Origin of the sequence: Dyella sp. OK004 (assembly GCF_900114495.1) — a bacterium.
Classification (GTDB): domain Bacteria; phylum Pseudomonadota; class Gammaproteobacteria; order Xanthomonadales; family Rhodanobacteraceae; genus Dyella_D.
Window position 1 is genome coordinate 1,156,001 of the sequence record NZ_FOZI01000002.1, and the last position, 21,834, is coordinate 1,177,834.

At 62.9% G+C, this 21,834-nt stretch carries 20 protein-coding genes; 4 read left to right on the forward strand and 16 right to left on the reverse strand.

Features of this window, described 5'->3' with window-relative positions; genetic code table 11:
- Positions 1–13 precede the first annotated feature (13 nt).
- The 13 genes from BM338_RS11760 to hmgA form a co-directional block, all read right to left on the reverse strand.
- The gene (locus tag BM338_RS11760; protein ID WP_090451049.1) at positions 14–1,450 is read right to left on the reverse strand and encodes a lipopolysaccharide biosynthesis protein; all 1,437 of its coding nucleotides are present in this window, start codon (positions 1,448–1,450) and stop codon (positions 14–16) included.
- On the reverse strand, positions 1,447–2,661 hold the full coding sequence (locus BM338_RS11765) for a glycosyltransferase (protein WP_090451050.1): 1,215 nt from the start codon (positions 2,659–2,661) through the stop codon (positions 1,447–1,449). The genes BM338_RS11760 and BM338_RS11765 overlap by 4 nt, the downstream gene beginning before the upstream one ends.
- 1 nt (position 2,662) lies before the next feature.
- The gene (locus BM338_RS21865) at positions 2,663–3,154 is read right to left on the reverse strand and encodes an acyltransferase (protein WP_090451051.1); all 492 of its coding nucleotides are present in this window, start codon (positions 3,152–3,154) and stop codon (positions 2,663–2,665) included.
- Between the two features lie 6 nt (positions 3,155–3,160).
- Entirely contained in the window at positions 3,161–4,255 is a 1,095-nt protein-coding gene (locus tag BM338_RS11775) for a DegT/DnrJ/EryC1/StrS family aminotransferase (protein WP_090451052.1), read from the reverse strand.
- Complete coding sequence (gene wbpD / locus BM338_RS11780; protein WP_090451053.1) at positions 4,252–4,842, reverse strand: UDP-2-acetamido-3-amino-2,3-dideoxy-D-glucuronate N-acetyltransferase; 591 nt, start codon at positions 4,840–4,842, stop codon at positions 4,252–4,254. The genes BM338_RS11775 and wbpD overlap by 4 nt, the downstream gene beginning before the upstream one ends.
- Positions 4,839–5,822 (reverse strand): Gfo/Idh/MocA family protein, encoded by a 984-nt coding sequence (locus BM338_RS11785; RefSeq protein ID WP_304529041.1) that lies wholly within the window; start codon positions 5,820–5,822, stop codon positions 4,839–4,841. Before BM338_RS11785 ends, wbpD begins: the two co-directional genes overlap by 4 nt.
- A gap of 11 nt (positions 5,823–5,833) precedes the next feature.
- Positions 5,834–6,874, reverse strand: a complete 1,041-nt coding sequence (locus BM338_RS11790; RefSeq protein WP_090451054.1) for an NAD-dependent epimerase — start codon at positions 6,872–6,874, stop codon at positions 5,834–5,836.
- 2 nt (positions 6,875–6,876) lie between these two features.
- The gene (gene tviB, locus BM338_RS11795) at positions 6,877–8,154 is read right to left on the reverse strand and encodes a Vi polysaccharide biosynthesis UDP-N-acetylglucosamine C-6 dehydrogenase TviB (protein WP_090451055.1); all 1,278 of its coding nucleotides are present in this window, start codon (positions 8,152–8,154) and stop codon (positions 6,877–6,879) included.
- 309 nt (positions 8,155–8,463) lie between these two features.
- The gene (locus BM338_RS11800; RefSeq protein ID WP_090451056.1) at positions 8,464–10,668 is read right to left on the reverse strand and encodes a polysaccharide biosynthesis tyrosine autokinase; all 2,205 of its coding nucleotides are present in this window, start codon (positions 10,666–10,668) and stop codon (positions 8,464–8,466) included.
- On the reverse strand, positions 10,665–11,129 hold the full coding sequence (locus BM338_RS11805; RefSeq protein WP_090451057.1) for a low molecular weight protein-tyrosine-phosphatase: 465 nt from the start codon (positions 11,127–11,129) through the stop codon (positions 10,665–10,667). Before BM338_RS11805 ends, BM338_RS11800 begins: the two co-directional genes overlap by 4 nt.
- Before the next feature lie 237 nt (positions 11,130–11,366).
- Positions 11,367–12,353 carry a fumarylacetoacetate hydrolase family protein gene (locus BM338_RS11810; protein ID WP_090451058.1) on the reverse strand — a complete coding sequence of 329 codons (987 nt, stop codon included), beginning with the start codon at positions 12,351–12,353 and terminating at the stop codon, positions 11,367–11,369.
- Positions 12,354–12,375: 22 nt separating this feature from the next.
- A complete protein-coding gene (locus BM338_RS11815; protein WP_090451059.1) occupies positions 12,376–12,972 on the reverse strand; it encodes a lectin in 597 nt (198 codons plus the stop codon).
- A gap of 5 nt (positions 12,973–12,977) precedes the next feature.
- Positions 12,978–14,276 (reverse strand): homogentisate 1,2-dioxygenase, encoded by a 1,299-nt coding sequence (gene hmgA / locus BM338_RS11820; RefSeq protein ID WP_090451060.1) that lies wholly within the window; start codon positions 14,274–14,276, stop codon positions 12,978–12,980.
- 128 nt (positions 14,277–14,404) lie between these two features.
- Between hmgA and BM338_RS11825 the strand changes: the two genes are divergently transcribed.
- On the forward strand, positions 14,405–14,800 hold the full coding sequence (locus tag BM338_RS11825) for a DUF5362 domain-containing protein (RefSeq protein WP_090451061.1): 396 nt from the start codon (positions 14,405–14,407) through the stop codon (positions 14,798–14,800).
- Between the two features lie 51 nt (positions 14,801–14,851).
- Here BM338_RS11825 and hppD read toward each other — a convergent pair whose 3' ends face one another.
- Entirely contained in the window at positions 14,852–15,946 is a 1,095-nt protein-coding gene (gene hppD / locus BM338_RS11830; protein ID WP_090451062.1) for a 4-hydroxyphenylpyruvate dioxygenase, read from the reverse strand.
- A gap of 84 nt (positions 15,947–16,030) precedes the next feature.
- Here hppD and BM338_RS11835 point away from each other — a divergent pair, with 84 nt between their 5' ends.
- Positions 16,031–16,519 (forward strand): MarR family winged helix-turn-helix transcriptional regulator, encoded by a 489-nt coding sequence (locus tag BM338_RS11835; protein ID WP_090451063.1) that lies wholly within the window; start codon positions 16,031–16,033, stop codon positions 16,517–16,519.
- A gap of 52 nt (positions 16,520–16,571) precedes the next feature.
- Here BM338_RS11835 and BM338_RS11840 read toward each other — a convergent pair whose 3' ends face one another.
- Entirely contained in the window at positions 16,572–18,071 is a 1,500-nt protein-coding gene (locus BM338_RS11840; RefSeq protein ID WP_090451064.1) for a peptide MFS transporter, read from the reverse strand.
- A 518-nt stretch (positions 18,072–18,589) separates the two neighbouring features.
- Positions 18,590–19,438, reverse strand: coding sequence for a tryptophan 2,3-dioxygenase (locus BM338_RS11845; protein ID WP_090451065.1), 849 nt, complete (start codon positions 19,436–19,438; stop codon positions 18,590–18,592).
- A 215-nt stretch (positions 19,439–19,653) separates the two neighbouring features.
- On the opposite strand from BM338_RS11845, the gene pdhA reads away from it, so the two are divergent.
- On the forward strand, positions 19,654–20,739 hold the full coding sequence (gene pdhA, locus BM338_RS11850) for a pyruvate dehydrogenase (acetyl-transferring) E1 component subunit alpha (protein WP_090451066.1): 1,086 nt from the start codon (positions 19,654–19,656) through the stop codon (positions 20,737–20,739).
- A gap of 3 nt (positions 20,740–20,742) precedes the next feature.
- Positions 20,743–21,723 carry an alpha-ketoacid dehydrogenase subunit beta gene (locus tag BM338_RS11855; RefSeq protein ID WP_090451067.1) on the forward strand — a complete coding sequence of 327 codons (981 nt, stop codon included), beginning with the start codon at positions 20,743–20,745 and terminating at the stop codon, positions 21,721–21,723.
- Positions 21,724–21,834 lie beyond the last annotated feature (111 nt).

The following is a 21,834-nucleotide window of genomic DNA, read 5'->3' on the forward strand; positions in this document are numbered from 1 at the left end:
CGGGGTTCCCTGCTCAGCTCGACCATTTAAGGCGGCGGCCATGCCATAGCTGAGCGCATGACTGCATCACCAGGGTGAGCGATGGACGGAACAAGGCGATCGACATCAGGCCGATCGCCATCCACAAAGCCATGAACAACCCGCGGTGCTGCTCACCGAACAGCACAAAGCCCACGGACGCCGCGGTCACGGCGCTGGTTGCGCCGTACAACCGCGCGCGCGGCACGACATGCCATACCCGGCACGAGAACTCGGTTCTGACGATCAGGAACAGCAGGAACGACACCGCGGTCGAAATCGCCGCGCCGCCCGCGCCCAGGCGCGGCACCAACAGGTAGTTGCCCACTACGTTGAAAGCCGCTGCCATGAACGAGGCCAGCATCGAGTACATGCTTTTACGCGCCAGGCCAATACCGACCGCCGCGCACTCCGACAATGCATACAGCAGCGGCGGCGCGAGGCTGGCGGCGACGATGTACTGCACGCGGTCGTAGGTGGCCGGCAGTACGTACGAGATCACCCAGGACAACATGCCGGTCAGCACGAAGATCAACACCACTGCCGCCAGCAGATGCTCGGTGACTGCGTCGATCTTCTCTTGCGCGTCGCCCTCGGCCGCCCAGCGATACACCGTGGGTGCCCACACCGTAGTGAAGATGCCGGACACAATGCCCGCCGCCGCAGCAATGCTCGCTGCTACCGAGAAAATGCCCAACTCGGTCAGGCTCGACAGTTGACGCAGGAACAGCCGATCCATCGCCATCAGCGCCCACGAGGCGACACCGCCGAAGATCAGCGGGAAGCCGAACTTCAACAGCAGGCCCAGGTGGCCGCGCCCGATCGATGCCGACAACGCCGGCAACCACGCATGCCGCGTATTCCACGCATACACCAGCATCACCGCCACGATCGAAGCGGTGTACGCATCAAGCAGCATGGCGAAATGGAACTGCGTGGCACGCAGCGCATAGACGCCGACCACCGCGAGGAACAGCGCCTTCGGCAGCACCTGGCTCATCGAGAAGGCAAAGCCTTTCTCTTCCATGCGCAGGATCACCGAGAGGAAGCGCGATACCAGGCTGGCCAAGATCGACAGCGCGGCGACGACGCTCAGCGTGGTGTTGTCGAGTTCAAACAGTGCACGCGACAGCAGTCCCGGCGAAGCCGCCAGCAATACGATCAACAACAGGCTCAGCGCCAGCAGACCCGGCGCGGCGGCGGCTTTCAGCAGCGCCGGCTTGTCGTGGGTTTCGTGGTACTCGCGTGCATAGCTCTGGTCGAGACCGAAGGTGAACAGCACCACGGCGAAGTTGCTCGCCACCTGCAGCATCGAGATGCGGCCGATGTCCTCGGCGCTGAAGAACCAGGCCAGCATCGGCAAGGTGGCAAAGCCGATCAGGGCCGAACCCAGCGGACCCAGCGCGAAGCCGAGAATCTTGCGCTTGTTCATGGGCGCACACCTCCCGGCAGCGCCAACGCCGTCCGGCGGCTGGTGCTCTCGGCAATGACACCTGCATAGACCTGGGTCAGGCGCTCGACCACCGCGCGTTCACCGAAACGAGCGAGGCAGGCGCGGCGGATACCGGCCGCGTCGTAATCGCCGATGCGCTCGCACATCGTTCGCATGGCGTCGGCGAGCGCCTGCTCGTCGCCCACTGGCACCAGCAGGCCATCGTGCGGCGTCACAATGGCATCTGGACCGCCGCAACGTGTCGCTATAACCGGCTTGCCCAGGGCCAGCGCCTCGATGATCGCCACGCCGAAGGTTTCGTACTGGCTGGGATGCACCAGCACCTGTGCGCGCGAAACCTGCTCGGCCACCTGCTCCCGCGTCAGCGCGCCAAGGAATTCGACGCTACCGGCAACACCCAGCGTTTCGGCAAGGCGCTCAAGGCGCGGCCGCTCCGGCCCGTCACCGCCGATGCGCAGCACCACGTCGGGGTTCGCTTCGCGCACGCGGGCAAAGGCTGCGAGCAGGTGGTGAATGCCCTTGTTCTCGGTCAGCACGCCGATGCTGATGAAGGCGAAGTAGCCGTCATCGACCGGCACTTGCAGCAGCCGCTCGGCAAAGGCGCTGTCGACGATGTTGGGCATCGCGTCCCAGCCAGCGGCGCGGCCACCGAAATAACCATCGAGGAAACCGGCAAAGGCCTCGCTCACCGCGAACTTGCGGCGCGCGTCCTCCGCCACCCGGCGCGCGATCCTGATCTGCGCGCGGCTCACCCGGCCGCGCGGATACATCGAACTGTGTTCGGTCAGCACATAGGGTAGCCCTTCACGCCGCCACAGCTCCTGCGCCAACGCACCGCCATAGAGCGCCGAATGCGCATGCACCAGATCCGGCTGGCCAAACTCGTCCACGTGGCGTGCGTACAGCGTCAACCCGTGATGGACCCACCAGCGGGAGGCAGCGCTGTGCAGCAATGGGAAGGTATTGGTGCCATGCAGGCGCAGCACCGGCATGCCCTCGTCGGTTTCCCGCACCACGCCGCGCTTGCCGCCGGCAAGCCCGCGCCAACTCCGCAACGAACTCAGCTGCGGATAGATCACACCCACTTCGCATCCATGCCGGTGCAGGGCCAGCGCCTGCTCGCGGAAGAAGCTGCCGTTGATGTCGCCCGGCGCACTTGGATACCAAGAAGGGATGATCAGTACGTGCACGTCAGCGCTCTCTAATGACCCTGGCCGGAATGCCAGCGATCACCTGATTGCCCGGAAACGATTTGGTGACCACCGAGTTGGCGCCCACGATGGTGTTGGCACCCAGCACCACACCTTCGCGGATATAGACGTTGTCGCCGATCCAGCAGTCGTCGCCGATCACGATGTCGCGCTCGATGTGCCGGATCGGTCCGGCCGCGTTGCGGGTGGGTTTGTCTGCGTCATGGGTGACCGCCTTGATCGACACGTTGTAGCCAATCGCGCAACCGTCGCCGATCACCACGCGCGAACCCGGCCCGCACGACAGATGCGCCTGATTGAGGTAGCTGTGGGCACCGATGCGGAAGTTCTCCCTGGGCCCGATCAACTTGGAACCCATGCCCACACTGGCGTCGGCCGCGATGCCCGGATAACCGCGCAGGCGGCGCGTGTGACTGCGGCGCTGGGCCCAGTCGACCGAACCGCTGATGCATCGGGCGAGCAGATCGAGCATAAGCGCCTACTTCACCGGTACCGCGGCGAGGTTGTGCACGATCCGCCCCACCTGCGCCGTCGCCAGGTAGGGATGCATCGGCAGACTCAACACTTCCTCCGCCGCCGCATCGCCCACCGGCAGCTGCGCCTTCGGGTCGGCCACTGCCGGCTGCCGGTTCAGAGGCAATGGGTAATGCACCACGCTGGGCACGCCGGCCTCTTTCAGGCGCGCCTGCAAGGCCTCGCGGTCTTCCACGCGGATGGTGTATTGCGCGTAGACGCTGACATTGTGTGGCTCGATGTAGGGCGGAGCGTCGATGCCTACACGGGCCAGCAGTCGCGCGTAGTCCGCTGCGACCTGCTGCCGGCGCTGAATTTCTTCCTCGAAGATCTGCAGCTTGGGCAGCAGCACGGCCGCCTGCAGGGTATCCAGGCGACTGTTCACGCCGACGCGCACGTGGTGATAGCGGCGATCCTGCCCATGCCGCGCGATCTGGCGCATGACCGTGGCCAGCTCATCGTCGCTGGTGAAGATCGCGCCGCCATCGCCGTAGCAGCCGAGCGGCTTGCTCGGGAAGAAACTGGTGCAGGCCACCGTGCTGAGGTTGCAGGAGCGTCGGCCTTTGTAGCTGGCGCCAAAACTTTGCGCGGCGTCTTCGATCACCGGAATGCCGTGCCGTTCGGCGATCGCATTGATCGCGTCGAAATCGGCGCACTGGCCGTACAGCGACACCGGCACGATGGCGCGGGTGCGCGGCGTGATGGCCGCTTCGAGCAGGTTCGGATCAAGGTTGTAGGTACGCGGATCGATATCCACGTACACCGGCTTGGCGCCTAGTAGCGCCGCGGTTTCGGCGGTGGCGATATAGGTAAAGCCCGGCATGATCACTTCATCGCCAGGGCCGATGCCGAGCGCCATCTGTGCGATTTGCAGCGCGTCGGTGCCATTGGCGCAGGTGATGCAATGCGTGGCTCCGGTAAACGCGGCGAGCTGTCGCTCCAGTTCCGCCACTTCCGGACCCAGGATGTATTGGCCGTGTGCCAACACACGCTGGATGCCAGCTTCGATCTGCGGCTTGATCCGCGCCTGCTGGGCCTTGAGGTCGACGAAGTCGATCATGCGGCGGCCTCCGTTTTTTTCTCCACGTGGTCGCCATGCAGCACGTAACGCGCGCCGGTATGCGCACACACCGCGATACCGTCGCCGCTCAGCGGCAGATCCAGCTGTTCGCCGAATTCGCTCATCCATCCGATCTGTCGCGCGGGCACGCCAACCATCAGCGCATAGGCCGGCACGTCTTTGTTGATCACCGCGCCGGCGCCGATAAAGGCGAACTCGCCGATGGTGACGCCGCAGACGATGGTGCAGTTGGCGCCAAGAGTGGCGCCGCGCCGGACCAGGGTGTCGCGGTATTCGTCCTTGCGCTCGATCAGCGAGCGCGGGTTGTAGACATTGGTGAAGACCATGCTTGGGCCGCAGAACACGCCCTCTTCCAACGTCACGTTGTCGTACACCGACACGTTGTTCTGGATCTTGCAGTGGTCGCCGACGCTGACCCGGTTGCCGACGAACACGTTCTGGCCCAGCGACACACCCTTACCGATCCGCGCGCCACCGCAGACGTGGACGAAATGCCATACACGCGAGCCTTCGCCGATCTGGGCGCCGTCATCAACGATGGCACTGGAATGCTGGTAGTAGCTCATGACGGCTCGCTCAGTAAGGGAGTGCTGCGAAGAAACGGGTGGTAGTCGCCGTGCAGGCCGACCGGCTGGGCCTGCCGAATCTCGGACACCGTGGTGATCGCGCAGCGGTTCTCTTCCAGGCCATAGCCGCGGCCGGCAAGGATTTCCTGGTAGCTGCGCGTGTGCAGGTCGGTGAAGCCGCCGGAAAACTCGATCTCCTCGCCATCCACCGTGATCGAGCGGTAGGTACGCTGGCCTGCTGTGCGCTGCGCGTCCGGCACGTCTTCCACGTCCACCGAGAGGAACCAGCGCGCGCGGGCGTGCTCGTATTCCAGGAAACCGGCCGCCTTGGTGTCCGATGCGTGGTGCACCACGTTGCGCTGCAAGTCGCCGAAGATGAAATGCAACATGTCGAAGAAATGCACGCCGATATTAGTGGCGATGCCACCGGACTTCTTGGCATCACCCTTCCACGACTGCAGGTACCAGTGGCCGCGCGAGGTGATATAGGCCAGGTCCACTTCATGCTTGGCCTTGTGCTGGCCACTGCGTACCTTGTCGCGCAGCGCGATGATCGCCGGATGCACGCGCAGCTGCAGGATGGTGTTGACCTTGCGACCGGTGTCCTGTTCGATCTCCTTCAAGCCGTCGATATTCCACGGATTGAGCACCAGCGGCTTCTCGCAGATCGCGTCCGCACCGGAACGCAGGGCGAAGCGCATATGCGAGTCGTGCAGGTAGTTCGGCGAGCAGATCGACACATAGTCGATGCGATGGTTGTGATTAGCCCGGCGCATCTTGTCGACATGCCGGTCGAAGCGCTCAAACTCGGTGAAGAAATCGGCTTCAGGGAAGTGGCTATCGATCACGCCGACTGAATCGTTCGGGTCGTAAGCGGCCACCAGCCGGTGGCCGGTGTCCTTGATCGCCTGCATATGGCGGGGTGCGATGTAGCCGGCGGCGCCGATCAGCGCGAAGTTCTTTATGAGAGTGGTCTTCATGGCATCGGCCTTCATGACAGCGCTCCGTTCGCCACGGCCGCGACGGGTACCTGATAGGAGCGATACCACTCCACGAAGCGGCGCACGCCCTCTTCCACCGAAACTTTCGGCCGGTAGCCCACGGCCTCGATCAGGCTGGAAACGTCAGCCTCGGTGTCCGGCACATCGCCGGCCTGCAAGGGCAGCATCTCCATGATGGCCTTGCGGCCGAGGCATTGCTCCAGCACCTCGATGTACTTCAGCAGTTCCACCGGGCGCTCGTTGCCGATGTTGAAGAGTCGGTACGGCGCCACGCCGCTGCAGGCGGGGTCGGGCACCAGGCTGTCCCAGTGCGCGTCTTTGGCCGGCACCGCATCCAGCGTGCGCAGCACGCCTTCCACGATGTCGTCGATATAAGTGAAGCTGCGCTTGTGCCGCCCGTGGTTGAACACCTTGATCGGCTCGCCCGCCAGGATCGCCTGGGTGAACAGGAACAGCGCCATGTCCGGCCGGCCCCACGGACCGTAGACGGTGAAGAAGCGCAGCCCCGTGCACGGAATGCCGTACAGATGCGCATAGCTGTGCGCCATCTGCTCGTTAGCCTTCTTGGTCGCCGCGTACAAGGTGAGCGGATGCTCGGCCGAGCGATGCTCGGAGAACGGCATGTCGGTATTGGCGCCGTAGACCGAACTGGTGGACGCGAACACCAGATGCTCTACACCGGTCTGACGGCAGCCCTCGAGCACATGCAGGAAGCCGGTGACATTGCTGCTCACATACACATGGGGGTTCTGCGCGGCGTAGCGCACGCCGGCCTGCGCAGCCAGGTGCACCACACGCTGGGGGCGATAGCGTATGAACATCGCGTCCATCGCGTTGCGGTCGGCGAGGTCACCGTAGACATGGGTATAAGCCGCGTGGCCGCTGAAACGGGCCAGGCGCGCGCGCTTCAGTTCAACGTCGTAGTAGTCGTTGAGGTTGTCGAAGCCGATCACCTCATGACCGCGCTCGATCAGTTTGAGGGCGACATGCGAGCCGATGAAGCCGGCCGTTCCGGTAACCAGTACACGCATGCTCACAGCCTCCCGTCCACCGCCTCGCGCGGCAGCACATACTTCACGTCGTACACAATCGACTCCGGTTTGCCGTAGGCGCGGATGCCGTGCCCGCCAAGTGCCTCGAACTCGCGGTGACCCACCGCTACGACAATGGCGTCGTAGTCGCCGTGCTTGGGCTCGCCGAGGGTGGACAGGCCGTACTCATGCTCGGCCTCGGCCGCATCAACCCATGGATCGTGGATATCGATATCTGCGTTGTAGCCGCGCAGCGCATGCACGATGTCGACCACGCGCGTATTGCGCAGGTCCGGGCAGTTCTCCTTGAAGGCAAGGCCGAGCAGCAGCACACGCGCACGCACCGGGTTGATGCCTTTGCGCACCATCAGGCGCACCACCTCGCTGGCGATGTACGGACCCATGCCGTCGTTGGTGCGGCGGCCGGCCAGGATCACATCGGGGTGATGACCGACTTCCTGCGCCTTGTGCGTGAGGTAGTACGGATCGACGCTGATGCAGTGGCCGCCGACCAGGCCGGGACGGAACGGCAGGAAGTTCCACTTGGTACCCGCCGCCTGCAGCACTTCCAGCGTATCGATACCCAGCTTGTTGAACAGCATGGCCAGATCGTTGACCAGGGCGATGTTGAGATCGCGCTGGGTGTTCTCGATCACCTTGGCGGCTTCCGCCACCTTGATGCTGCTGGCCTTATGCGTGCCGGCGGTGATGATGCTGCTGTAGAGAGCATCCACGTAACTTGCCGCTTCCGGTGTCGAGCCGGAGGTGACCTTGAGGATGTTGGTGACGCGATGTTCCTTATCGCCCGGGTTGATCCGTTCCGGGCTGTAGCCGGCAAAGAAATCCTTGTTGAAGCGCAGGCCCGAGACGCGCTCCAGAATCGGCACGCAGATTTCCTCGGTGCAGCCGGGGTAGACCGTGGATTCGTACACCACGATGTCGCCGCGCTTGAGCACGGTGCCCAGGCTCTCGCTGGCCTTGATCAACGGGGTGAGGTCCGGCCGCTTGGCCGTATCGATCGGGGTGGGCACGGTGACGATGTAGACCGTGCTGGAGCGGATGTCTTCCAGCTCCGCGCTGTAACGCAGGCGGGTGGCCGCTTCGAGTTCCTCTGGCTCGACCTCGAGCGTGCTGTCGCGACCCTGGCGCAGCTGATCCACGCGCGAGGCGCGGATGTCGAAACCTACCGTGTCGTACTTCTTGCCGAACTCCACCGCTAACGGCAGGCCGACGTATCCGAGGCCGATGACGGCAATCTTGGCATTGATCACTTGCTGCATCCGATCTTCCAGTGATGGCGGGTCGATGGCTTGCTGCGGGGGCGCGCATCGGACCATGAGTGGGAAGCGTCGCGACTCCGCGATGCATTCGGGCTTTCTAATCTGGCAAGCGTTTCTTTACTGCCCGCTGAAGCGTGACAGCTTGATTCATTCACCTCGTTTATTTTGAGAAGCACATCCTATTTGGACATTTATACGTCCAAACGATAGCTACATAACTTGACAGAAACGTGAAAGACACCGCAAAAAAAGCGCAAAAAGCCACCCAGCGACTCTGTCGAGCCGCTTGTCACACAACGTTTGCACTACTCAGTGCGCCGTCTTGTATTCGTAATAGCCGTACGAGTAGTAGCCACTGCTACGCCGCTCGACAGCGTTAAAAATGGCGCCCTTTATCTCCACGCCGTTCTGCGCAAAACGTTGCCGCGCGAGGGCGATCTCGCGCGCCTGATTCAGACCGAAGCGGATCACCAGCAGGCTGGTGCCAGCCATATGGCCGATGATCGACGCATCCGTTACAGCGAGAATCGGTGGCGTATCGACCAGCACCAGGTCATAAAGCGGCAGCAGTTGCTGAATCACCTCGTTGAAACGCGGATTCATCAACAGCTCGGAAGGATTCGGCGGCACTTTGCCACGCGCTATGTAGTGCAGGTTTTCCAGCGCGGGTAGCGGACGGATGGCTTTGGACAGCTCGATCTGCCCCGAGATCAATTCGGACAAGCCATCGGTAGGCTTGCCTCCCATCACTTTATGCAGCGAGCCCTTGCGCATATCGCCATCGATCAGCAGCACACGCTGGCCGGCCTGCGCCATCACCGCGGCGAGATTGGCTGAAACGAAGGTCTTGCCGGCCTCGGGGCTGGAGCCCGAGATCATCAGCATATTGTTCTTGGCTTCCATCCGGGCGAAATGCAGGCTGGTACGCAGGCTGCGCATGGCTTCGGTGGCGAGATCCGCCGGTGCGCTGATCGCCAGCAGATGATGTCGGCCATCGCCGCGCGCACGCTCGGTGAGCGCAATCTGGTTTTCCGTGGGACTGACCGGCACCGAGGCATATACCGGCAGGCCGAGCTGTTCGATCACCGACGGCTCTTCCACGCCGCGGTTGAGCATCTGCCGCACGAACACGATGCCGAAGGCGAGGAAGGCGCCGAGGAAGGTGCCACCGAATACCACCATCGCCTTTTTCGGCTTGACCGGGCTGGTGACGTCGACCTGCGCGTTATCCACCACGTGGACATTGCCGACCTTGCCGGCACGCGCGATATCAAGCTGCTGCGCCTGGTTGAGCAGGCCGGTATAGGTCTGGTTGCTTACTTCGACGTCGCGGGTGAGCTTGAGCAATTCCTGCTGCGTATCGGGAAGGTCGTCGACCTGCTTGTCCATCTTGGACTTCTGGCCTTCGAGCTGGCCGATCTGCTGCATCAGCGCCTTGTACGCCGGATGCTGCGGCGTGAAGCGTCGCTCGATATCCGCCTGCTGCATGCGCAGCTGCTGGATATTCGCCTCGATGGCAACGCTTTGATCCAGCAGCGCCTTGGTCTGCATGGTGATGTCGACCGAGCGGGCCTGGATCTGGAACGCGTTCAACGCGGCCTGCGCCTTGTCGAGATCGACGCGCACCTTGGGCAGCTGCTCCTGCACGAACTTCAGGCTGTTGGCTGCTTCCGCCGCGTTCCAGTCCACGTTCTGATGCACATACCACTCGCTGACCCGATCCAGCAGCGCCGCGGCCATGCGCGGGCTGGCGTTCTGGTAGGACAGCGCGATGATGCCGGAATCCTTGCCTTTCTCGGTGGCCTGGATCGCCTGCTGCAGATTGTTGATAGTGGTCAGCGCGCGTTCGCGACGCACGTCGAAGCGCATGCCGGGGTTAGCCTTCAAGGTGGCGACGAGCAAGGTCACGCCATGCCCGGTGGCCACCTGCCCTACCGTACCCTGCAGCAGAAGATCGCCATGATTGTCCTGCAACGTGTAGTCGCCGTTGTCGCCGGCGATCAAAGTGAGCGTCTTGCCGAGCAAGTCGTCGCGCACGTCGATCTGCTTGAGGTCGATCTTCGCGCCGCCCCAGTCGTAACGATCAAGGCCCAGGACGGGACTCGCCAGCTCGCCGGGATGCGCAAGGCCATAGCGTCGCGCAATGCCGGCACCGATCATGGGGAAGTGACTCGGTGCGACTGAGATATCCAGCTTGAGATCGTCCACCGCCTTGCCGATGACCGTGCGCGAAGTGATCAGCGCGATCTCAGTGGTTGCCTGCGAATTGGATGCGCCCAGCGTCTGGCTCAGCGCGCTGATGCCCGGCAATTCGGGCACTTTCTGCTCCACCTGCACCATCGCGTCGGCCTGATAGATCGGCGTCGCCAGCAGTGCATAGGCCAGGCTGCAGGCCAGGAACAAACCGGTGATGGCGATGATCAGCCAGCGGTTGTCGACCAGCGTGCCGAGCATTGCTCCCAGGTCGAGTTCTTCTTCATTGCGCGCAACGTTGACGTTGGTGAGTTGGGTCATGCAGCCGATACTCCGGGCGGTGAGGCATACAGATACGGCAACCAGTGCGAGACGCCCTGGTCGATCAACGCGTAGACATGCTCGAAGGCTGGTCGCGATTGGCCGTAAGGATCTGGAATCTCCCGTTCGCCCTGCCATTTGCCCAGCAGGAATACTTTGCCGCTGGCTTCGGGCGCGACGCGCGCGATGCGTGCGGCATGCGCCTTCTCCATCACCAACACAAGGTCGGCCTGGCGCAGCATGTCGGGTAGAAGTTGACGGCCGCGATGCGCGCCGCCGTCGATACCGTGCTCACGCAGCAATGCAGCCGCGATGGCATCCATGGGACTGTCTTCGACGGCGCCGAGGCCGGCGCTCGATACAGTGGCACGGGCAGCGGGGAGCCGCTGCCTCAATAGATATTCGGCTGTGGGGCTACGGCAAATGTTGCCCACACAGACAAGCAATATGCTCTGAAACACAGCGCTGCCTGATTGCAAAGATGTGGAGGCTGCGAACAGCCTAAACCCGACATCCCCCTGTTTCGTCGAACTGCCTTGCCGGACGAAAGCCCGGGCATGTTAGACGAAGAATCGGACGCTGTGGCGAGATTTCCATCCCGAATTGTCTTAACCGCGTTGCCGTACAGCCCGCGTTAGGGATTGCGTACGGGTCTGCGACGCGGCGAAAAAATATTCACATCGTGATGACGCAAGGGTTTATCGACGCAATGGCGCAATTTCCTGCTCGATCGCGCCGAAGATCGACACGTTGTGCGTATCAGTGATGTCGATGCGCACGGTATCACCGTATTTGAGAAACGGCGTGCTCGGCTTGCCGTCGCGCAACGTTTCCACCGTACGTTGTTCGGCGAGGCAGGAAGCACCTTTGCTGGTGTCTTCATTCGCGATGGTGCCTGAGCCGACGATAGTGCCCGCGGTAAGCGGACGCGTCTTTGCGGTATGTGCAACGAGCTGCGCAAAACTGAACTGCATGTCGACGCCGCACTCGGCCTCGCCAAACCACTGACCATTGATCCAGGTGCGCATCGGCAGATGCAGCTTGTCGCCTTGCCATGCATCGCCGAGTTCGTCCGGCGTCACCAGCACCGGTGACAGCGCGGAACGCGGTTTCGATTGCAGGAAGCCGAAGCCCTTGGCGAGTTCACCCGGAATCAGTCCGCGCAGCGAGACGTCATTGACCAGCCCCACCAGTTGAATATGCGCGGAAGCCTGCTCAAGTGTCGGCGCCATCGGCACATCGTCGGTGACCACGACCACTTCAGCTTCGAGATCGATGCCGTAGTCTTCGCTGGGTACCACTACCGGATCGCGCGGACCGAGGAAGCCGGCGCTGGTCGCCTGGTACATCAGCGGATCGACATAGAACGACTCCGGCACTTCCGCTCCGCGCGCGCGGCGCACGCGTTCCACATGCGGCAGATAGGCACTGCCATCGACGAACTCGTAGGCGCGCGGCAGCGGCGAAGCGAGTGCAGTCATGTCGAGCGCGAACGCAGCGCTCACCTTGCCGGCATTGAGTTCGTCGTAGAGCGCATTGAGGCGCGGTGCTACGTTGGACCAATCGTCGAGCGCGGCCTGCATGGTCGCCGCAATGCCCGATGCCTTGACTGCGTGCTGCAGATCGCGACTGACCACGATCAGGGTGCCGTCACGACCACCTTCCTTAAGACTGCCCAGCTTCATCTATCTGCTCCGTGTGCTGCGCTCAGCCGCAGCCTTCGACGTAATCGACCTGCGGGGGAACGCCCACCCGCCACTTGTTTACCTTGCCATCGGCGCCGAGCTCGAACAGCACGATGCCGTGGTTGTCGCCCTCGACACGCAACGTGCTCGCGTCGGGTACATATTTGTCAGGTTGCTCCTGCGCCTTGCTGCCATACAGCGCCAGCAGCTGTGCCTTGTCCATGCCTATCTTGCCGCCGCCCGGCGCGATTTCCTTGGCGGTGGTCACGTCGTAGCGCACGAAGTGGCCGCCCTCGAGCATGAAGCCGATCTCGGCTGGTGCCTTGACCCACTTCGGATAGAGATAGGTACAGGTCGAGCCTGCTACAGGCGGCTGGCCTTTCAACTCGCCGCCCCAGGCCTTGCGGAATGCAGCCTCGTCCATGCCGAAGCGCATGTCGCCGTAGCCGGTGAAGCTGGCCATGGCCAGTGCATCAACGGCGGGTGCTGCTGGCGGTGCCGCAGTGGACGCCGTGGCGGTGGACGCCGGCGACGGAGCCTGCGTGCCTGGCTGGTCACCGCTGCACGCGGCAAGCAGCGACGCGAGCAGAGCCGCAACGAGGATGCGATCAGGTGTCATGCCAGTCACTCCTTGTGAAAGTGCTTCTGAATCCCCTGCCAGCATTCATAGTAATTGCCTTGCAGCTGCGGCGCTTCCAGCGCCTGCTTGGTCGGACGGATCACCTTGCGCGTTTCGAACATGAAAGCCATGGTGCCGGTGAGATGGTCCGGCTTGTCCACCGTGGCGTTGGTCGCCTTCTCGAAACTCGCCGCGTCCGGGCCGTGGCCGCTCATGCAGTTGTGCAGGCTCGCGCCGCCTGGCACGAAGCCGCCGGCCTTCGCATCGTAGGCGCCTTCGATCAGCCCCATGAACTCGCTCGCCACATTGCGATGGAAATACGGCGGACGGAAGGTGTGCTCGGCGACCAGCCAGCGCGGCGGGAAGATCACGAAATCCACATTGGCCGTGCCCGGCGTGTCGCTAGGCGAGGTCAGCACGGTGAAGATCGAGGGATCGGGATGGTCAACGCTGATCGAGCCCACCGTGTTGTATAGCGTGAGGTCGTACTTGTAAGGCGCGTAGTTGCCGTGCCATGCGACGACATCCAGCGGGGAGTGGCCGATCTTCGCTGTCCACAGCGCGCCCTGGAATTTGGCGATCAGCTCGAAGTCGCCTTCAACCTCTTCATAGGCTGCGTGCGGTGTGAGGAAGTCGCGCGGCAAGGCCATCGAGTTGGCACCGACCGGACCGAGATCGGGCAAGCGCAGCAGCGCGCCGAAGTTCTCGCACACGTAGCCGCGAGCCTCTCCATCCAGCAGCTCGACGCGGAAGCGCACGCCACGCGGAATCACCGCGATCTCCAGCGGCTTCACTTCCAGCACGCCAAACTCGGTCGCCAGCTTCAGACGACCCTGCTGCGGCACGATCAACAGCTCGCCATCGGCGTCGTAGAAGAAGCGCCCCTGCATGGAGCGATTGGCTACATAGATATGTATGCCGCAACCCGCCTGCTCGGCCGCGCCGCCATTGCCGGCCAGCGTCACCAGCCCATCGACGAAATCGGCGGGCTGCGCCGGCAGCGGCCACGGGTCCCAGCGCAACTGGTTCGGCGTGGCCGGCGCTTCGTCGAAACGATTGTGGAAACGCGCGTGCGCCTTCGGTGCGAACGGCTGGTGCACCGCCGCCGGGCGGATGCGATACAGCCAACTACGCCGATTGCTATGGCGCGGCGCGGTGAAGGCAGTGCCGGAGAGTTGTTCCGCATACAGGCCGTGGGCCACCCGCTGCGGCGAGTTCTGCCCTACCGGCAGTACACCGGGGATCGCTTCGCTGGCGAATTCGTTGCCGAAGCCGGATTGATACTGCTGTTTGCTTGCTGACATGGAAGCTCCACGATCTGCCGGGTTGGCGGCGGCGCGCACGGCGACGCCCGATCCTATTACTCTTGGCCCCGCCTCGCTCAAGGACTGAGGCGACATCCAATTACTGCAACGATTGCAAAGGGGAAAACATGTCCGATCAATTCGCCTCGCTCGGCCAGGCCAGCTCAAGCCATTCGGTCAGCGAACTCAGCCAACCGCTCGCCTCTGGCAGCGGCTGGATGAAGTTCGTGGGCATCATGTTCATCATCCAGGGCGCTCTCACCGCCATCACCATCGTCGGCATCATCATCGCCTGGCTGCCGATCTGGATCGGCGTGCTGGTGATGCAGTCCGCCGGCGCCATCGAACGAGCCCAGGCCAGCGGCGACGCCAACGCACTGAAAGAAGCGCTGGCCAAGCTGAAAACCTACTTCGTGATCCAGGGCGTGCTGTACCTGGTCGGCATCGTGCTGATGGTGCTGTACGTCATCTTCTTTGGCGCGATGTTCGCCGCCATGATGAAGAGCGGCGGCTTCCCGCACTGACCGGACGTCAAAGGTGGCCGTCCGCAACGGGCGGCCACCCTCGCGCAGGCTTTACAGCACGCCACGCTTCATCTGGTCGCGCTCGATCGACTCGAACAACGCCTGGAAGTTGCCTTCGCCGAAGCCCTCGTTGCCCTTGCGCTGGATGATCTCGAAAAAGATCGGGCCGATATTGTTCTGGGTGAAGATCTGCAGCAGCTTGCGCTGCTTGGTCTCCGGGTCGGCGTCGATCAGGATCTTGTTCTTGGCCAGGCGCGGCACGTCTTCGCCGTTGTTCGGAATACGCAGGTCGATCACTTCGAAGTACGAATCCGGCGTGTCGAGAAACTCCACGCCCTTGGCGCGCATCGCTTCCACCGTGTCGTAGATATTGTCGGTGAAGCAGGCGATGTGCTGGATGCCTTCGCCGTGATAGGCGTCGAGGTACTCGTTGATCTGGCTCTTCGGATCGCTCGATTCGTTGAGCGGAATGCGCACGATGCCGTCCGGCGCGGTCATCGCCTTGGACACCAGGCCAGTCTTGGCGCCCTTGATGTCGAAGTAGCGGATCTCGCGGAAGTTGAACAGGCGCTCGTAGTAGTCCGACCACTTCTGCATGTTGCCGAAGTAGAGGTTGTGCGTGAGGTGGTCGATGAAAGTCAGACCGAAACCTGCCGGGTTCGGGTCGACACCCGGGATCGGTGCGTAGTCGCCGTCGTAGATGCTGCCCTTGTCGCCGTAGCGGTCGACCAGATAGAGCATGCAGTCGCCAATGCCCTTCACCACCGGCGCGTTCACCGCCTTGGTGGTTTCCTTGTCGGTCACCGCTTCGCCACCGTTGCCGAGCACGGTGTTGAGGACCTCGGCGGAGGTCTTCTTGAAGCGGATGGCAAAACCGGCGGCACAGGGGCCGTGTTTGGCGGCGAAGTCGGCCGCGAAGGAATCCGGGTCCTCGTTGACCAGGAAATTCACCCCGCCCTGGCGGTAGACCGTGATCGGGCGGCTGTTGTGCTTGAGCACCGCGGTGAAGCCCATGCGCTGGAACAGGGCGTGGAGTTCCCCGCCGCGGTCTGCCGGTGCGGCGAATTCGACAAATTCGAAGCCATCGATACCCATCGGGTTCTCGAAAGTGGTCACCTGCATGCCAAGATTGGGCTGCGCGCTCATGGGAATCTCCTGAGGTCGATGCACGATGCCGGTCATACCCCCAAGGGTGCGACCAGCCGGATAAGCCCAGCGTTATAGTTACATATGAAACCATTTGCAAGGAGCGACGCAGCAGTGTCTGCCGACCACAAGCCCGACCACGCACCCATCGAGCTGGAACACTTCCTGCCCTACCGGCTGTCGATCCTTTCCAACACGGTCAGCCAGGCCATCGCCGACGACTACCAGCAACGCTACGACCTGAGTGTGACCGAATGGCGCGTGATGGCGGTGCTGGCCCGCTTCGACGGCCTGTCGGCCCGTGAAGTGGCCGAACGCACGGCGATGGATAAGGTGGCGGTAAGCCGCGCACTGGCCCGGCTGGTGGAAGCGGGCCGCGTCAACCGCGGCACCCACGACGGCGACAAGCGCCGCTCGGTGCTCAGCCTGAGCGAGGCCGGCTGGCAGGTTCACGATGAAGTGGCGCCGATGGCGCGGGCCCGCGAGCGCGAAGTGCTGGCGAAGCTGGATCAGGAAGAACGTGCGTGGCTAACGCGGATTTTGGACAAGCTGCAGCCGGTCAGACAGAAGTGAGTGAGGAGCGAGGGCTGCTTTAGCCACTCGCTCCCCACCTATCGCTGGCTTCTTATTTCACGCCGTGCATCAACTTGCTGATGAGCGGCGCAATCAGGAACAGCAACACGCCGCCGCCCAGCAACAGCCAGAAGCCGAAGGTATAACCCGACAGCGCCGAGGTCACGGTCATGCCGCCCTTGCCGCTGACGTGGCCGGCAAAGATGCCGGACAGGTTGTTGCCGATGCCGGTGGAAAGGAACCAGCCGCCCATACCGAAACCGACCAGGCGCACCGGCGCCAGCTTGGTCACCATCGACAGGCCGATCGGCGACAGGCACAGCTCGCCGACCGACTGGATCACGTAGACCATGAAGAGGGTCCAGAACGGGATCTTGCCGAGTTCATTGACCAGGCTGGACAGGGCAAACATCAGCAGCGCGAAGGCCAGGCCATTGAAGATCAGGCCCAGGCCGAACTTGCGCGGAATCGACGGGTTGGCCCGCCCCATCTTCACCCACAGCCAGGCCAACATCGGCGCGACGGCGATGATCGCCAGCGAATTGACCGACTGGAACCAGGCCACCGGGAAGGTCCAGTTGCCGAAACTGCGGTCGACGATCTTGTCCGCGAGGAAGTTGAACGAACTGCCTGCCTGCTCGAAGAACATCCAGAACAGCACGTTGAACACGAAGATCAACAGCATCGCCAGCGCGCGGTCGCGCTGCACCTTACCTTCGCGCACGCCCTCGGCAATGATCAGCGCGCACAGCACCACGAACATCGGCGTCAGTACCCACCAGTTAAGGGTTTCGGCATCGATGGTCAGCAGGAAGTAGATCGCCGGGATCGCCACCAGCGCTCCGACGAGCGTCAGCAGCACCCGACCGCGATGCTCTCCGCCGACCGGCGGACGGCCGATGCCCACCAGCTGGCGGCGACCGAACCAGAACCACACCAGGCTGAGGATCATGCCGATGCCGGCGGTGATGAACACCACCTTGTACGCGGGCATGACATCGGTGCCGAATATCCTGTCCGAGAGCCAGCCGGTCAGGATCGGCGAGATCATCGCGCCGAGATTGATCCCCATATAGAAGATGGTGAACCCCGAGTCGCGGCGCCCATCGCTTACGCTGTAGAGCTTGCCGACCATCGTCGAGATATTGGGTTTGAACAAGCCGTTACCGGCGATGACCGTCGCCAGGCCCAGCTTGAACACCTCCTGATTCGGCACCGCGATCAGGAACAAGCCCGCGGCCATGATCAATGCACCAAGCAAGATGGAGCGCTGATACCCGATCACCCGGTCGGCGACATAGCCACCGAAAATCGCTGCTGCGTAGACCAGCGCGAGGTAAGCACCATAAAGCTGATTGGCCGGCTGCTCGCCGGTACCGCTGCCTTGGTAGAACTGGGCGACGATATACAGGACCAGCGCCCAACGGATGCCGTAGAACGCAAAGCGCTCCCAGAACTCCGTCATGAACAGCATCCACAACGGACGCGGGTGGCCCAGGGTCTCCGGGAAATCCGGCACTGCTGGCGCCGTGGTCGTAGTGGTGTCGGTCATGCGGTCCCCTTGGATACTGGCTGGGCGAGCTGATCGGCACATCGCGTGCGGATCACGGATACAAACGGCCGACATGTAACCGGCCAGGGCCGCAGCCGTCAAATGCGGCGCAGCATCTTGCGGGGAAATCATGGCGAGCGGCGCACCACTAATGGGCTTCGACCGACACCGAGATGACTCAGTAGAAGCAGCAAACCGAGCACCCACCCCTCACCCCAACCCTCTCCCCGAAGGGGAGAGGGAGATGTGGCGCTTCAAGGCAGGACAGACCATCAAGCCGAAGAACACATCCCGACGCCTGACACTGGAAGATGCGTAGCTACAGAGCACACCGCCGCTCTTCAGGCCATTTCTCTTTGGTTACTTTCTCTTTGGGCCAGCAAAGAGAAAGTGACCCGGACCGCGGCAGCGGTTCGGAAGCCCGCCGCAGGCGAGCCAGGGCACGCAGACGCGACAACCGAAGCGCACCACTCTGGATTCCTGCCTGCGCAGGAATGACGAGACGGTAAAGGCGATCCCTAGCTCCCCAACACCGTCCTCACATCCAGCAACTCAGGAAAGAACTCCAACTCCAGCGCCTTCTTGAGGAACGACACACCCGACGAACCACCCGTCCCCCGCCGATGCCCGATGATCCGCTCCACCGTTTTCATATGGCGGAAACGCCATAGCTGGAAACTTCCCTCCACATCCACCAACTGCTCACACATGTGGTACTCGGGCCAAAACTCCGCACGGTTCTCGTAGATGCGCTTGAGCACCGGCAGCAGCGCTTCGTTGCGCTGGTACGGCTGGCTCCAGTCGCGCTCGAGCAACTCGGCCGGAACAGCATGACCGCGGCGCGCCAGGTAGCGCAGGAATTCGTCGTACAGGCTCGGCGCTTCCAGCACCGCGCGCAGTGCTTCCTGCGCCGCAGGATCGTGCGCGAACACCGCCAGCATCTGCGCGTTCTTGTTGCCCAGCAGGAACTCGATCTGTCGGTACTGCAAGGACTGGAAGCCGGAGGAAGGGCCCAGGATGTCGCGGAACTCCAGGTACTCCGACGGCGTCAGTGTCTCCAGTACGCCCCATTGCTCGAACAGCTGCCGCTGCACCTGTTTTACCCGGGCGAGAATCTTCAGACAGGGATCGAGATCATCCTGACGCAGATGTTCAATGGCCGATTTCAGCTCATGGATGATCAGCTTCATCCACAGCTCCGCCACGTGGTGCTGCACGATAAACAGCATTTCGTCGTGGTGCGGGGGCTGGCTCAGCGGCTGCTGGGCGGAGAGCAGCACGTCCAGGCGCAGGTAGCCGCCATAGGTCAGTCGTCCGTTCAGATCCAGCTCGATGCCGGCCTCGAGGTCGCGCCGATTGTCCGTCATGGGGGTCCGGTGGGGCGGAAAAACCCCATATTACCTGCGTTTAACGTCTGCCCCGTACCACCCCGCATGCTGCACCGTACCTTGCGGCGCAACATGCCTGCCTGATATCAAATACGGTCTTGTCAGGGACTTTTGCGCGCGCTTGACCTCACTGGATGGGTCGCCGCCTTCCCGCTATCCCAATACCCATCCCTCACTCACTCCGGGAGCGAGTCGTGTCTATCGCCGCCAAGTTCGAAATCGAATATCTGCAGTACCTCGATGCCGAAGGCAAACAGGTCCGTGACGACCTGCCAGCCTTCGCCAACGATCTGCCCCACATGGTCGAGCTGTACAAGCTCATGTTGTCGACCCGCGTGTTCGACGCCAAGTCGGTCGCCCTGCAGCGCACCGGCAAGCTCGGTACCTACGCCAGCTGCCTCGGCCATGAAGCCGCGCACGTCGGCATCGGCAGCGCCATGAAGCCAGAAGATGTGCTGGCTCCCAGCTATCGCGAATACGGCGCGCAGCTGTATCGCGGCGTGCAGCCGCGCGAGGTCTACATGTACTGGGGCGGTGACGAGCGCGGCAACGACTACCAGAAGGAACCGGCACGCCATGACTTTGCGTGGTCGGTGCCGATCGCTACGCAGTGCCTGCATGCCGCGGGCTCCGCGCTGGCGTTCAAGATCCGCAACGAGCCGCGCGTGGCCGTGTGCACCATCGGTGACGGCGGTTCGTCCAAGGGCGATTTCTACGGCGCTATCAACATCGTCGGCGCGCAGAACTTGCCGATGGTCGCGGTGATCGTCAACAACCAGTGGGCCATCTCGGTGCCGCGCAAGATCCAGACCGGCGCGCCCACGCTCGCGCAGAAGGGCATCGCTGCCGGCCTATTCTCGATCCAGGTGGACGGCAACGACATCATCGCCGTGCGCAAGGCGATGGAAGACGCGCTCGACCGAGCCCGCAAGGGTGAAGGCGGCAGCGTGATCGAGGCGGTGACCTATCGCCTCGCCGATCACACCACCGCCGACGACGCCCGCCGCTATCGCGGCGAGCAGGAAGTGAAGGACGCCTGGGCCCGCGAGCCGATGAAGCGCCTGCGCAACTGGCTGGTGGCCAAGGGCGTGTGGGACGACACGAAAGAAGAGGCCTGGAAGGCTGAGTGCGACGAGTGGATGGATAACGAGGTGAACGCTTACCTCGAGACCAAGACGCAGCCGGTATCGGCGATGTTCGACTACACCTTCGCCGAAGTCCCCGCCGATCTCGCCAAGCAGCGCGATTACGTCCTCTCGCTCGAAACCAAGGGTCACTGAGCCATGGCACAAATCACTCTTATCGAAGCCGTTACCCAGGCGCTCGCGTATGAAATGAAGCACGACGACAGTGTCGTGGTGCTGGGCGAGGACGTGGGTGTCAACGGCGGCGTGTTCCGCGCCACTCAAGGCCTGCAGGAAAAGTTCGGCGAACTGCGCGTGCTCGACACGCCGCTGGACGAAACCACCATCGCCGGCGTCACCGTGGGCATGGCCGCTCAGGGCATGAAGCCGGTCGCCGAAGCACAGTTCGAAGGCTTCATCTATCCGATGATGGAACAGATCGCCTGCCACGCTGCGCGCCTGCGCAACCGCACGCGCGGCCGGATCACCGTGCCGGCCGTGTTCCGCGCGCCGTGGGGCGGCGGCATTCGCGCACCGGAGCATCACTCCGAAGCGAACGAGCATCTGTTCACCAACATCCCGGGTCTGCGCGTGGTGATGCCGTCGTCGCCGGCGCGCGCTTATGGCCTGCTGCTAGCCGCAATCCGCGATCCGGATCCGGTGATGTTCTTCGAGCCCAAGCGCATCTACCGTCAGTACAAGGAAGAGGTGCCGGATGACGGCGAAGCCTTGCCGCTGGACGTGTGCTTCGTGCTGCGCGACGGCACCGACGTGACCCTGGTGACCTGGGGTGCGCAGGTGAAGGAATGTCTCGAAGCCGCCGATGAGCTAGCTGCCCAGGGCATCAGCGCCGAAGTGATCGACGTCGCCACGCTGACCCCGCTGGATTTCGACACCATCGCCGAGTCGGTGCAAAAGACCGGCCGCTGCGTGATCGTGCACGAAGCCCCCAAGACCGCGGGCTTCGGCGCCGAAATCGCCGCACGCCTGGCCGAGGAATGCATGTACGACCTGCTCGCACCGGTGGAGCGCGTCACCGGCTTCGACACGCACATCCCGCTGTTCCGCCTGGAAATGAAATACCTGCCGAGCGTCGAGCGCGTCGTTGACGCCGCCAAACGCACTCTGGCCGCTTCGTAAACACACAACCTACGGAACGTCATTCCGGCGAAAGCCGAAATCCAGTGAAATACGCAGTGCGAAGCACACGAACTCTCTCGCGACAACCAATCACTGCGCTACTGGATCCCG